The sequence below is a fragment of the Kitasatospora sp. MAP5-34 genome (assembly GCF_029894335.1).
Lineage (GTDB): Bacteria > Actinomycetota > Actinomycetes > Streptomycetales > Streptomycetaceae > Kitasatospora.
Window position 1 is genome coordinate 19,132 of sequence record NZ_JARXZC010000012.1, and the last position, 13,298, is coordinate 32,429.

Sequence of the window (13,298 nt, forward strand, 5' to 3'; positions counted from 1 at the left end):
CTCCCCCAGGACGCACCCATGTTCCGCACCGCACTGCGCAATGTGCTGGCCCACAAGGGCCGTCTGCTGATGACGGCTCTCGCCATCATGCTCGGCACGGCCTTCGTGGCCGGCACCATGGTCTTCTCCGACACGCTCGGCCAGGCCATGAAGAACAGCTACTCCAAGAGCTACTCCGACGTCTCCGTCCAGGTCACCGACTACTCGGCCGGTTCGAAGGCCGGCTCCCGTGACAAGAGCGGGCGCGGTTCGGCGAAGTTGACCGACGCAACCGTCAAGCAGATAGCCGGCCTGCCCGGCACCGAGCGTGCCCAGGGCGTCGTCTCCGGCTTCACGGCCGTCGCCGACAAGAAGGGCAAGCTGATCGGCGAGGCCTGGTCGGCCACCGGCAGCAACTTCGTCCCGGACGCCTCCGGCCAGGACTCCCGCTACCCGATGACCGAGGGCCGCGGGCCGCAGAAGGCCGGGGAGATCGCACTCGACAAGGAGGCCGCCGCCAAGGGCGGTTACCACGTCGGCGACACCGTCCGGACTGCCGCCACCGGCCCGGCCTCCAACGCCGTGCTGACCGGCATCTTCACCACCGGCGACCCGCAGGTCCGCTCCGGCGGCACGCTCACCCTGCTGGACACCGCCAGCGCCCAGCAGCAGCTGCTGACGCCCGGCCAGTACAGCAGCATCACGGTGAAGGCCAAGCCCGGCACCTCCGAGACCGCGCTGCTCGACGAGGTCGTCAAGCAGCTGCCCGGCGACGGCAATGGCAACGGCAACGGCAGCCGGTTCCAGACCGAGACCGGCACGACGCTCACCGAGCAGCAGACCACGATGGTCGCCCAGCAGACCGACTCGATGAAGACCATGCTGCTGGTGTTCGCCGCCATCTCGCTCTTCGTCGGCATCTTCATCATCGCCAACACCTTCACCATGCTGATCGCCCAGCGGACGAAGGAGCTCGCGCTGCTGCGCGCCGTCGGTGCCAGCCGCCGCCAGGTCACCAACTCGGTGCTGGTCGAGGCGCTGCTGATCGGCGCCCTGGCCTCGGCCGCCGGTCTGCTCGCGGGCATCGGCATCGGCGCGGGCATGCAGGCGCTGGTCGGTTCGCTCAGCTCCGGCATGCCGACCGGACCGCTGGTCGTCTCGCCCACCGCGATGATCGTCGCCCCTGTGGTCGGCATCCTCGTCACCGTGCTCTCCGCCGTCTTCCCGGCGCTGCGCGCCTCGCGGATCGCCCCCGTCGCCGCGATGAGCAACGGTGACCAGCCTGCCTCCCAGAAGAGCCTGCTCATCCGTAACATCATCGGCTCGCTGGTCGCCGGTGGCGGCCTGGCGCTGGTCGCCATGGGCGCCTCGACGGGCGACAGTTCGGGCCGGCTGCCGGTCGGCCTCGGCGCCGCGCTGGCACTGGTCGGCATCTTCGTCCTGCTGCCGCTGCTCTCCCGTCCGGTGATCGCCCTGGTCGGCCCGCTGCTGTCCAAGCTGGCCGGTACGCCGGGCAAGCTGGCCCGGCAGAACGCGGTGCGCAACCCGCGTCGGACGGCCGCCACCGCCGCCGCCCTCACCATCGGCCTCACTCTGGTCAGTGCGCTGACCGTGCTCGGTGCCTCCGTCAGCGGAGCCGTCGACAAGGCCGTCACCAGCTCCATGAAGGCCGACTTCGCCGTCCAGATGGCCAACGGCATGACGATGACCCCCGAGCTCGCAGCACAGATCGGCAAGGCCCCCGGCGTCGCCGCCGCCAGCCCGCTCACCGAGGTCTACTGGGACGTCAACGGCGACACCAGCCCCGTCGACGGCGTCGACCCGGCCACCGTCGACCAGTTGATCAAGCCGAAGATGATCAGCGGCTCGGCCGACGCCCTGACGAAGGGCCAGATCCTGATCACCTCCGACTACGCGAAGAAGTCCGGCCTCGCGGTCGGCTCGGTCGCCAAGGTGAGCGAGTACAGCCCCCAGGGCAAGCAGGAGCCGGCCGGCCTGACCGTCGGCGGTGTCTACGAGAGCAACGCGATGCTCTCCTCCGTGCTGGCGTCCAACACCGAGGTCACCAAGCGCGAGCCGGACGCGGACATCCGCCAGGTCCTGGTCAAGGGCACCGACGGCCCGACGGCCGCCCTGCAGCAGGCCGTCAAGGACGCCACCGGCAGCAACCCGGCGGTCGAGGTGCAGACCAAGCAGGACATCCAGGACCAGTTCAACAAGATCATCACCTTCGCGCTGAACATGATGTACGGCCTGCTGGCGATGTCCGTGGTGGTCGCCGTCCTCGGTGTGGTCAACACGCTGGCCATGTCGGTCTTCGAGCGCAAGCGCGAGATCGGGATGCTCCGGGCGATCGGCCTGGACCGGAGCGGTATCAAGCGGATGGTCCGGCTTGAGTCCGTGGTGATCTCGCTCTTCGGCGCGACCGTCGGCGTGCTGCTCGGCTGCTTCATGGCCTGGGCCGTCAACGGGACGCTGGAGTCCAGCATGCCCGGGCTCGCCACGGTCGTCCCGTACGGCAAGATGCTGGTATTCCTGCTCCTCGCCGGGCTGGTCGGCCTGGTCGCCGCGATCTGGCCGGCCCGCCGGGCCTCCAAGCTGGACATCCTGGACAGCATCAAGACCTCCTGACACCACGACAGATCGCGCGCGGCGCAGGACACGTGGTCAGTGCCCGCGCACAGGACGCCCGCTCAGGCGCCAAGGACCGACGAGGACATACGAGGACATACGAAAGGCCCTGGCCGGGCCCCTGAGGACAGGGGCCCGGCCAGGGCCTTCTCGTGACGTCGTGCCTTCGTGACTACTTGACTTCTCGTACTCCGCCCGGTCGCACGGCCGGCTGAGCACCACGGAGGTCGTGGTCCGGCGACACTGCCGGGCGGAGAGCCTCCGACTCATACCCCGGCTCTCCCAAACCGGGGTCAGGTCGTCGTACCTACTTGCTGGCAAGCTCCTTGGCGGGCTCCGTGGCGGCGGCAACCGGCTTGACAGCCGGCGCGGTGGCCTCCTGGAACGCTCCGAACGGCTTCTCCATCTCGGCCAGGCCGACGGTCTCGCGCTTCAGGAACATCGCGAGCGTCCAGTCGGTGAAGACCCGGACCTTGCGGTTCATGGTCGGCACGCGGCTGCCGTGGTACAGGCGGTGGAACCACCAGGCCGGACGGCCCTTCAGCTTGTACTTGCCGAAGAGGATCGCCACGCCCTTGTGCAGGCCGAGACCGGCGACCGCACCGAGGTTCTTGTGCTTGTACTCCTTCTGCGGGAAGCCCCGCATGCCGGAGATCACGTTGTCGCCGAGCTGGACGGCCTGACGGACGGCGTGCTGGGCGTTCGGCGGGCACCAGGCACCCTCGCCGACGGCGAGGTCGGGGACCTGGGCGTTGTCGCCGGCGGACCAGACGTAGTCGAAGCCCTGGACCTGGAGGGTCGGGGCGGTGTCCACGTGGCCGCGCGGGCCCAGCGGGAGGCCGAAGTTGGCGAGGATCGGGTTGGGCTTGACGCCCGCCGTCCACACGATGGTGGAGGCATCCGCCTCGACGCCGTTCTTCAGCACCACGTGCTGGTCGACGCAGGAGTCCATCGAGGTCTCGATGTAGATCTCGATGTTGCGCTCTTCGAGCTTCTCCTTGGTCCACAGACCGAGGTCCGGGCCCATCTCCGGGAGGATGCGGTTGGCCGCCTCCACCAGGATGAAGCGCATGTCGTCACGGCTGACGGTCTTGTAGATCTTCGCCGCGTCCCGGGCCATGTCCTCGACCTCGGCGATGGTCTCGACGCCGGCGAAGCCGCCGCCGATGACCACGAAGGTGAGGGCCTTGCGGCGGACCTCGGGGTCCGCCGTCGACTCGGCCTTGTCCAGCTGCGCCATGACGTGGTTGCGGAGGCTGATCGCCTCTTCAACCGTCTTCATGCCGATGCCGTGCTCGGCCAGGCCGGGGATCGGGAAGGTGCGGGAGACCGAGCCGGTCGCGACGACGAGGTAGTCGAAGGGCAGCTCGTACGCGCCGCCGGCCGGCGGCGCGATGGTGGCGACCTTACGGGCGTGGTCCACACCGGTCACGTGACCGGTGAGCACCTCCGCCTTCTTGAGGGCGCTGCGCAGGGGCGCGACAAGGTTGCGGGGCGCGACGTTGCCGCCGGCCGCCTCGGGAAGGAAGGGCAGGTACGTCATGTACGACCGCGGGTCGACGACCGTGACGGTCGCCTCTCCGTAGCGCATCTTCTTGAGGATGCGCATCGCGGCATACAGGCCGACGTAACCACCGCCGACAATGAGGATGCGAGGACGCTCCATGGTGCTCATATCCGAAAGTATCCAGCACCGCCTGGCGGCACCTTCGTGAGGCCCGTCACAGAACTCTGGACACCACCTGCTACACTACGCGGCCACAGATCCGGCACCGACCGCCCTTGCCACGCCCGCCGGGCGCACACCGCGAGCACCGGAGCACTGACAGCCTCACTGAGCAGCAACGATCCTTGCGCCACCCGGGTTCCCTGCTCACCGTTTCGATTCCATCACCCACCGCAGCTCCCGCCTGCGATCCAACGGGCGAGCTCTGGGTCGACCTTCGGTCCCGCATATCGGACGTAGCGGGCGCCCAACTAGGTCGAATGACTGGATCGCCATGTGAAGAAATTCACGAAGTTTCTCGAGAGTCTGTCACGACACGCCGGACAGACCTCGGCCCCGGACGCCTCGCGGGCACTCCGGGGCCGAAACGGTAAGGGCCGTGAGGGCCAGGACCGCCCTACCGGGTCAGGCCAGACCTTGTCAGGCCAAACGTTGTCAGGCCAAACCTTGTCAGGCCAGACTCCAGGCGATCCCGTCGAGGATGTCGTGCTCGCTGACGACCACCTCGGCGGCGCCGGTCCGCTCCATGATCTCCAGCAGGACGAGCGCCCCGGCGGCGATCACGTCGACCCGGCCCGGGTGCATCACGGGGATCGCGGCGCGCTGCTCGTGCGTCGAGGTCAGCAGCATCCCGACCACCTCACGGACGCCCGCCAGCGGGATCCGGGAGTGGTGGATGGCGGCGGAGTCGTACGCGGGCAGGCCGAGCGCGATGCCGGCCACCGTGGTGACGGTACCGGCGAGACCGACCAGGGTGGCCGCCTCGGTCAGCGGGACGGTCTCGGCGGCCAGGTCCAGCGCGGCCCGGATGTCGGCCTTGGCGGCCGAGATCTGATCCGGCGTGGGCAGCTCGACCCCGGCGAAGTGCCGTTCGGTCAGCCGGACGCAGCCGATGTCCACCGACCTGGCGGCCGCGACCTCGTCCGCGCCGAGCACGAACTCGGTGGAGCCGCCGCCCAGGTCGAACACCAGGTACGGGGGCTCGACGGCCTCGCCGGTGAGTTCCTTGGTGGCGCCGACGAAGGAGAGCCGGGCCTCCTCGTCACCGCTGACCACCTCGGGCTCGACCCCGAGGATCTCCCGGACGCCCTTGGTGAACTCGTCGGCGTTCTCGGCGTCCCGGGAGGCCGAGGTGGCGACCATCCGCAGGCGGTCCGGGCCGACGCCGTACTCGGCGAGCACCGCCGCGTACTCGCGGCAGGCCGCGAAGGTGCGCTCCAGCGCGTCCGGGTGCAGGCGGCCGCTCTTGTCCACGCCCTGGCCGAGCCGGTTGATGATCATGCGGCGGTCCAGGTCGCCGATCTCGCCGGTGCTCGCGTCCAGGTCGGCGATCAACAGCCGGATGGAGTTGGTGCCGCAGTCGATCGCGGCGACTCGGGTGACGGTCACTCTGACTCCTCCTGGGCCGAACCGGCCTCTTCGGCCTGGCGCTTCTTGGCCGCGCGCTCGGCGGCCAGTTGCTCCTTGGCGGCGATCACGGCGGCGTGGTCCTCGGCCTGTTCCCGCTTCTCGGCCACGGCGGCGGCACTCTCCTCGACCGCCTCCGGACTGACGCACGGGCCCTTGGCCCACCAGTCCTCCAGCATGCCGATCGCCTCGTCACCCAGCGGATTGACGCCGGGCCCGGCCGCCAGCGAGTGGCCGACCAGCACGTGCAGGCACTTCACCCGGTCCGGCATGCCACCGGCGCTCGGGAAGCCCTCCAGCACCTCGATGGCGTCCCGGCGGGCGATGTAGTCCTCGTGCGCCTTCTCGTACGCGGCGGCGAGCTCCGGGTCCTCGGCCAGGCGGGCGGTCTGATCCTTCATCACGCCGTCCGCCTCCAGGGTGCCGATCAGCGAGGCGGCCTTGGGGCAGGTCAGGTAGTACAGGGTCGGGAACGGCGTACCGTCCGGCAGCCGGGGCGCCGTCTCGACGACGTCCGGGTTGCCGCACGGGCAGCGGTGCGCCACCCCACGCAGGCCGCGCGGGACGCGGCCGAGCTGGGCCGCGATGGCGGCGACATCGGAGTCGGAAACTGCGGGATTCTCAATGGTCATGGGGTGCTGTCTCTAGCGAGGGGCGGGGGCAGGGGCGGGGGCGGCGGCGGAGTCGGCCAGGTCGACCGAGTCCCAGACGCCGGTGTACCAGGGCCGGGCGGCAGCGGCCTTCGGGGCCGGTGCCGAGTTGGCCGAGGAGGGCCGGGCGGTGACGGGCGCCTTCGGATCGACCGAGATGAACGGCGTCTCACCGGGCATCGCGTAGTGCAGTCGCTCGCGGGCCTGCGTCCTCACGAACGCCGGATCCTCCCAGCGGGCCCGTTCCTTGCCGAGCTGCTCGACCTGTCGGCGGGCGTTGTCGGCCTTGGCGCGCTGGGCGGCGATCTCCGAACGCTGCGAGATGAACTGCCGGGTGGGGTAGGCGAGGATCGCGACGAGCGAGCAGATCACCAGGACCAGGACGGTCGCCCGGCTGGTGAAGCGCGGACGCGCCACCAGACCAGGGATCTTCCACTTGGCCATCTCCGCCGCCCCTCCTCCGATCGCACCGGTGCCCCGGCCTCCACCCTACGGGGTGAAGGCCGGGGCACCGGTCAGGCATGCGGCAGGGCTCCGCCCGCGGAGAGCCAGTTGCACTACCCAAGGGGCGCGAGGCCCTACTTACTCGGCAGCGCGGAAGCGCGGGAACGCGCCGCGACCCGCGTACTCGGCCGCGTCGTCGAGGATCTCCTCGATGCGCAGCAGCTGGTTGTACTTGGCGACGCGCTCGGAGCGGGCCGGGGCGCCGGTCTTGATCTGGCCGCAGTTGGTGGCGACGGCGAGGTCGGCGATGGTGACGTCCTCGGTCTCACCGGAGCGGTGCGACATCATGCAGCGGTAACCGTTGCGCTGGGCCATCTCGACGGCGTCCAGGGTCTCGGTCAGCGAGCCGATCTGGTTGACCTTGACCAGCAGCGCGTTCGCGGTGCCGGTCTCGATGCCACGGGCCAGGCGGGCCGGGTTGGTCACGAACAGGTCGTCACCGACCAGCTGGACCTTGTCGCCGAGCTTGACGGTCATGTCCTTCCAGCCGTCCCAGTCCGACTCGTCCAGCGGGTCCTCGATCGAGACCAGCGGGTACGCGGCGACCAGCTCGGCGTAGTAGTCGATGAGCTCGGCGGAGGTGAGCGCCTTGCCCTCGAAGTGGTACGCGCCGTCCTTGTAGAACTCGGAGGCGGCGACGTCGAGCGCGAGCGCGACGTCCTTGCCCGGGGTGTAGCCGGCCTTCCTGATGGCCTCGACGATGAGGTTCAGCGCCTCGCGGTTGTTGTCCAGGTTCGGGGCGAAGCCGCCCTCGTCGCCGAGACCGGTGGAGAGGCCGCGCTCCTTCAGCACACCCTTGAGGGTGTGGTAGACCTCGACGCCCCAGCGGACGGCCTCGGAGAAGGACTCCGCGCCGATCGGAGCGATCATGAACTCCTGGATGTCCACGTTGGAGTCCGCGTGCGAACCACCGTTGAGGATGTTCATCATCGGGACGGGGAGCACGTGCGCGTTCGGGCCACCGAGGTAGCGGAACAGCGGCAGGTCGCTGGCCTCGGAGGCGGCGTGCGCCACGGCGAGCGAGACGCCGAGGATCGCGTTGGCGCCCAGCGAGGACTTGTCGGGGGTGGCGTCCAGGTCGAGCATGGCCTGGTCGATCAGCCGCTGCTCGGTGGCGTCGTAGCCGACGAGCTCCGGGCCGATCTGCTCGATGACGGCCAGGACGGCCTTCTCGACACCCTTGCCGAAGTAGCGGTTCTTGTCACCGTCGCGCAGCTCGAGCGCCTCGAAGGCACCGGTGGAGGCGCCGGACGGGACAGCGGCACGGCCGGTGCTGCCGTCATCGAGACCGACCTCGACCTCGACCGTGGGGTTGCCACGCGAGTCGAGAATCTCACGGGCTACGACGACATCAATGGACGGCACGAGGCATCTCCTTGTGAGAGCGGGATGTGAAGTCGTTACGACCAGAGCCTAACCGCACCGGGCCCTCGGACCGCGCTGACCTAGGTCCCGTCTCACCGTGTGGCCTGGCTACTCGCCGGTAGTTCACCTGGATGTACGCGAGAAGGGCCGCCCCCGCTCGCTGCGGGGACGGCCCTTCCGAAGCGTCAGGCACCGGACGTCGGGCGCCAGACGTCAGGGGTCAGACACCAGGGCTCAGGCGTCAGGTTTCAGGCGAGCTGGAGCACCTCGCCCGGGAGAATCAGGTCCGGATTGCCGCCGACGGTGGGCTTGTTGCCGTCGTACAGCGACTGCCAGCCACCGGAGACGTGCTGGGACTGGGCGATGGCCGACAGGGTGTCACCGGGCTTGACGGTGTAGCTCTTGACGGCGGCGCTCGGCTTGGCGGGCGCCGCCTGGACCGCAGCCTGAGCCGAAGCCGGGGCCGGAGCGGCATGCTTCGCGGCGCCGGCGAACTGGTTGTAGACGTCCTGGTGGCTGGTCCAGTACCAGCCACCGTCCTTCTGGTACCAGTACTTGCCCGAGCCCGCGTCGTAGCCGGCCTTGCCGGGGAAGCCGGGGCTGGCGGCGGAGGTGGCAGGGGCGGCGCTCTGCGGGGCGGCATGCCTGGCGGCCCGCTTACCGCTGCCGGCGGGCGTGCTGGTGTCGACCGAGGCGACCGAACCGCCCTTGCTCAGACCGGCCTTGCCGGAGCAGACCGGCCAGGCGCCCGGGCCCTGCTCGGCGAGCACCTGCTCGGCCACGGCGATCTGCTGACCCTTGGACGCCTGGTCGGCCCGCGCGGCGTACTGGGAGCCGCCGAACGCCTTCCAGGTGCTGGAGGTGAACTGCAGCCCGCCGTAGAAGCCGTTGCCGGTGTTGATGCTCCAGTCACCGCCGCTCTCGCAGTCGGCAACCCTGTCCCAGGCCGACACGGGGGCGGCGTGCGCACTGGTGGCGGCGAGCAGCGGCAGTGCCAGACCGACGCCAGCCACGCCGGCGACGGCGATGGCCTTCTCGGTCTGGGTGGGACGGCGATGACGGCCCGAACCGGTGAAGAGCATGAAGAAGTCCCTCTCCGCACGCCTGCGAGGTGAGCTGTCGGGTTCGGACCGGGAGGTGGCCCGGCCGCACGGATGCGGCTTCACCCCAAGCCGTGGGGACGGCAACAAACCTGGGTCCCCCGCCCCTGCCCAAGGGTCTGGTCGGTGTCCCGGGAGCGCGGCGGGCAGGATTCGGCGTTCCGCGCACGGGGCTCGCAGCTGCGAACTGAAGGGAGGGTAGACAGATGAACTGTCAGATCACAAGCTCATATCTCGTTCATCACACGGAAATTACGGCCTGTCATGCATTGCCTACAAACCGTATGCTTTTGTCCGACTTGATACGCATTCAGACGGCCGGAACCAGCCACCCCCGACACTCCGACACGCCGTCACACACCGTCCCGCCCGTCACACCGTCACACCGTCAGACAGCGGTGAACGACACCGGCAACTCCCGCAGCCCACGCATGATCAGACCGCCGCGCCAGCGCAGGTCGTCCGGGTCGGCGGCCAGTTGGAGGTCGGGGAGGCGGGTGAGCAGTGCGCCCAGGGCCGCCTGCCCCTCCAACCGGGCCAGCGGAGCGCCGATGCAGTAGTGGATGCCGTGGCCGAAACCCAGGTGGGGGTTGTCCTTCCGGGCCAGGTCGAGGGTGTTCTCCTCGGCGAACCGGGCCGGGTCGCGGTCGGCCGCCGCGAGGACGACCAACACCGGGTCGCCCACCGGGATGTCCACGCCGCCGATGGTCAGCGGGTGGGTCGCGAACCGCCAGGTGGCCAGCTCCACCGGGCCGTCGTACCGCAGGAGTTCCTCCACCGCCGTGGTCAGCAGCCCGGTCTCGCCGCGCTGCACGGACGCCTGCAGCAACTCCCGCTGGCCGGGGTTGCGGAGCAGGGCGTAAACGCCGTTCCCGATCAGGTTCACGGTGGTCTCGAACCCGGCGAAGAGCAGGATGAAGGCCATCGCCGCCGCCTCGTTCTCGGTCAGGTGCTCGCCGTGGTCACTGGCCCGGATCAGGCCGGAGATCAGGTCGTCGCCGAGGTCGGCCCGCTTGCGGTGGATCAGTTCCAGCAGGTAGGCGCGCATCTTCTTCACCGCGCGGGCCACTCCGCCGCGCGGGCCGCCGCCCTGTCCGGCCTTGGTGTGCCGGATCATCATCCCGGCCCAGTCCCGGAAGTCGTCCTGGTCCTCCGGCGGCACGCCGAGCAGGTCGCAGATCGCGTAGATCGGCAGCGGGAAGGCGAACTCGTGGATCAGGTCGGCCGAGCCACGGTCCGCGAAGCCGTCGATCAGCCGGTCGGTCAGCTGCCGGACCCGTGGCTCGAACTCGGCCACCCCGCGCGGTGTGAACGCCTTGGAGACCAGGCGGCGCAGCCTGGTGTGGTCCGGCGGGTCGATGTTGAGGAGGTGCGTCATCAGGTCGGCCTGGCGCTCCCCCGGGATGCCGGTGCGTCCGCTGCTACGGCCGTGGTGCGTGGGGTTCTTGGAGAGCCGCGCGTCCGCCAGGGCCTGCCGGGCGTCGGCGTACCGGGTGACCAGCCAGGCTTCCACCCCGCTGGGCAACGTGGTGCGGTGTACGGGTGAGTGCTCGCGCAGCCACGCGTACGCGGGGTAGGGGTCGGCGGCGAACTCCCAGGTGAAGAGTTCCGGCTGACTGGTTTCGGGCGATTCCGGCATGCCATGAAGGTAACCGGTGCCGGGAGGAGTGAGCCTGGTCACCTGACGGGTAATCCCTGTTGCGGAGGGTCGCGGCGTGTCTACGATCCTCCGAACAGTCGTGGGGCGGGCCGTGCGGTGCCCGTCCGCGACTAGTCGCTCAAGGAGGAGCAGGTCATGCGAGTAGCCGGGGCAGTGGTGGTGATCGCCGTACTCCGCGGCGGTTCAGGAGCCGATCTGGCGCGGCGGTTCACCGCCGCCGGTGCGGCGGGGGTGCTCGTCGCGGACCAGAACCCCGGTGCCGCCGAGGACCTCGCCGCCGAGCTGGACCGGCCCGGCTGCCCGGTGGTCGGGGTGTCGAGCGACGTCCACCAGCCCAGCGACGTCGCCGCGCTGGTGAACACCGCCGCGAAGCACCTGGGCCCGATCGACCTGTTCTGCGTGACCGGGCCCGACGGCGAGCGGATCGTGTCGCTGGACGAGCTGCCCGACCACCTCGACCCGCTCGCCGAGCTGCTCGCCCTGGTCGGCGAGGCGATCAGCGAGGTCGTCCCGCCGCAGCGTCAGCCCGCCGCCAGCCCCTCGGCGACCCGGACCGCGCTGCGGTAGTCGCGCGCGGCCGCCCGGAGCGCCGCGTCCACATCGACCCCCGCGTCGTGGGCCCGCTGCACCACGGCGAGCAGCAGCGCGCCTGCGGACTCGGCCGTCAGCACCCCGGGCAGCTCGTACGCCTGGTCGGGCACGCCCTCGAACCCGGCCCGGCGGACCCGCGAGACCAGCTTGGCCGCGTACGCCAGCGCGGGCAGCCCGGCCGGCACGCCGTCCAGCAGCGACTCGCGCTGCTTCTCGGCGGCCTTCAGCTGCTCCCAGTTGGCCTCGACCTGGGCCGTCCCGGTCGCCTCGACGTCGCCGAAGACGTGCGGGTGGCGGTACATCAGCTTCTCGACCAGGTCGCCCGCCACGTCGTCGATGGTGAACGGGTCCTCGGCGTGCTCCTCGGCGATCCGGGAGTGGAAGAAGACCTGGAGCAGCACGTCGCCCAACTCCTCGCGGAGCGTCTCCCGGTCGTCCTCCTCGATCGCCTCGACCAGCTCGAACGCCTCCTCTACCAGGTACTTCACCAGGGAGGCATGGGTCTGCTCGGCGTCCCACGGGCAGCCGCCGGGCGAGCGTAGCCGGTCCATCACCGAGACCAGGTCGAGCAGCCGGGCGCCCGGCAGGTCGTAGGAGCCGGGCAGGATCTCGATCTCCGGGACCGTCCCGGCCTCCTCCACGGCGATCCGGGCCAGCGCGTCGGTCAGCCCCGGATCGCCGTCCGGGCTGCCGAGCCAGACGACGGGACCGGCCCCGATCAGCAACCGGGCCAACGCCGGGGCGGTACCGCGCTCGACCAGCTCCACCGTCACCCCGGCCTGCCGGACGGCGGGCAGTTGCGGGTGGTCCGGGTCGGCGGCCAGCACCCGGGCCGCCCCGCGCAGCGCCTCCCAGGCGGGCCAGGAAAGCAGACCGGGGGCGACCCGGTGGGTGGTGGTGAGCAGGATCAGCTTCGAAGTGTCCACGGCTCGAACCTACCGGGCGGGGACGGGTGCCGTGGCCGGGTGCCCAAGGGGCTACCCCGGTCAGGCGGCTGCGGCGGGCTGCGGCAGCCAGGCGGCGACGGCGTCGGTGATCGAGATCTTCGCGGGGTCCCACTGTCCGTAGCGCGGGTTGACCTGGATCTTCAGCTCGGTGCCGGCCGTCGTGAGCGCCGCCCGGACCACCGCGTCCCCGTCAGCCGTCCGAGCGTCCTTGCCCTCGGCCATGGCGATCTTCTGGATACCGAGCGTCTGACGGTAGGCAGTGTCGATCTCCCCGGCGGGCACGCCCTGCTTGAGCAGCGCTCGGCTCAACGCGTCCTGGCCGCCGAGCAGCTTGCTGTCCGCGTCCCGCGCCTTGGCGATCTCCCCGACGGAGACCGATAGTTGACGGTCGGCGAGGGCCCGGGACACCACCTGGTCGAGCACCAGGTTGCTCACCGTCTGCCTGGTCAGCCCGGCGGGTTCGGCACCCGGGGCGCCCGGCTGCGCCGCCATGGCCGTCCGCAGCTCCGTGACCCGGGCCTCCACCTCGGAGATCGGGATCCGACGGCCGCCGACCACGGCCGCCGCCCCCTGGTCGGCCGTCCCCCCGCTGCACGCGGTCAGGGCGGCTGCGGCGAGCAGGACGCCGACGGCGGTACGGGTGCGGCGGACGGCGGAGCTGGTGCGGATCACGTGGGGCCTCCCGGGTTGTGGGCAGGTGGTGTCCGGTGGTGACAGGTGGTTCTCCTGACGGGAACT

11 protein-coding genes and 1 riboswitch are annotated in these 13,298 nt (G+C 70.5%); of the genes, 2 read left to right on the forward strand and 9 right to left on the reverse strand.

Annotation, left to right across the window (positions count from 1 at the left end; translation table 11 throughout):
• Window positions 1-18: 18 nt before the first annotated feature.
• On the forward strand, window positions 19-2,610 hold the full coding sequence (locus P3T29_RS12955) for an ABC transporter permease (protein WP_280716539.1): 2,592 nt from the start codon (window positions 19-21) through the stop codon (window positions 2,608-2,610).
• A 307-nt stretch (window positions 2,611-2,917) separates the two neighbouring features.
• Here the strand turns inward: P3T29_RS12955 and P3T29_RS12960 are convergent, their stop codons facing one another.
• The 7 genes from P3T29_RS12960 to P3T29_RS12990 form a co-directional block, all read right to left on the reverse strand.
• Window positions 2,918-4,285, reverse strand: a complete 1,368-nt coding sequence (locus P3T29_RS12960; RefSeq protein ID WP_280716540.1) for an NAD(P)/FAD-dependent oxidoreductase — start codon at window positions 4,283-4,285, stop codon at window positions 2,918-2,920.
• Window positions 4,286-4,786: 501 nt separating this feature from the next.
• Window positions 4,787-5,725 carry a Ppx/GppA phosphatase family protein gene (locus P3T29_RS12965; protein ID WP_280716541.1) on the reverse strand — a complete coding sequence of 313 codons (939 nt, stop codon included), beginning with the start codon at window positions 5,723-5,725 and terminating at the stop codon, window positions 4,787-4,789.
• On the reverse strand, window positions 5,722-6,375 hold the full coding sequence (locus P3T29_RS12970) for a DUF501 domain-containing protein (RefSeq protein WP_280716542.1): 654 nt from the start codon (window positions 6,373-6,375) through the stop codon (window positions 5,722-5,724). The genes P3T29_RS12965 and P3T29_RS12970 overlap by 4 nt, the downstream gene beginning before the upstream one ends.
• 12 nt (window positions 6,376-6,387) lie before the next feature.
• Window positions 6,388-6,837: a septum formation initiator family protein gene (locus P3T29_RS12975; protein WP_280716543.1), complete on the reverse strand. Its 450-nt coding sequence runs from the start codon at window positions 6,835-6,837 to the stop codon at window positions 6,388-6,390.
• A gap of 138 nt (window positions 6,838-6,975) precedes the next feature.
• Window positions 6,976-8,262 carry a phosphopyruvate hydratase gene (gene eno, locus P3T29_RS12980; protein WP_280716544.1) on the reverse strand — a complete coding sequence of 429 codons (1,287 nt, stop codon included), beginning with the start codon at window positions 8,260-8,262 and terminating at the stop codon, window positions 6,976-6,978.
• A 248-nt stretch (window positions 8,263-8,510) separates the two neighbouring features.
• Window positions 8,511-9,344, reverse strand: a complete 834-nt coding sequence (locus P3T29_RS12985; protein WP_280716545.1) for a transglycosylase family protein — start codon at window positions 9,342-9,344, stop codon at window positions 8,511-8,513.
• Window positions 9,345-9,349: 5 nt separating this feature from the next.
• Window positions 9,350-9,497, reverse strand: a riboswitch (cyclic di-AMP (ydaO/yuaA leader).
• 253 nt (window positions 9,498-9,750) lie between these two features.
• Window positions 9,751-11,001: a cytochrome P450 gene (locus tag P3T29_RS12990; RefSeq protein WP_280716546.1), complete on the reverse strand. Its 1,251-nt coding sequence runs from the start codon at window positions 10,999-11,001 to the stop codon at window positions 9,751-9,753.
• 156 nt (window positions 11,002-11,157) lie between these two features.
• Here P3T29_RS12990 and P3T29_RS12995 point away from each other — a divergent pair, with 156 nt between their 5' ends.
• The gene (locus P3T29_RS12995; protein ID WP_280716547.1) at window positions 11,158-11,589 is read left to right on the forward strand and encodes an SDR family NAD(P)-dependent oxidoreductase; all 432 of its coding nucleotides are present in this window, start codon (window positions 11,158-11,160) and stop codon (window positions 11,587-11,589) included.
• On the opposite strand, the gene P3T29_RS13000 is transcribed toward P3T29_RS12995, so the two are convergent.
• Window positions 11,544-12,539 carry a MazG family protein gene (locus P3T29_RS13000; protein ID WP_280716548.1) on the reverse strand — a complete coding sequence of 332 codons (996 nt, stop codon included), beginning with the start codon at window positions 12,537-12,539 and terminating at the stop codon, window positions 11,544-11,546. The genes P3T29_RS12995 and P3T29_RS13000 overlap by 46 nt on opposite strands.
• Before the next feature lie 60 nt (window positions 12,540-12,599).
• On the reverse strand, window positions 12,600-13,232 hold the full coding sequence (locus P3T29_RS13005; RefSeq protein ID WP_280716549.1) for a SurA N-terminal domain-containing protein: 633 nt from the start codon (window positions 13,230-13,232) through the stop codon (window positions 12,600-12,602).
• Window positions 13,233-13,298: the final 66 nt, after the last annotated feature.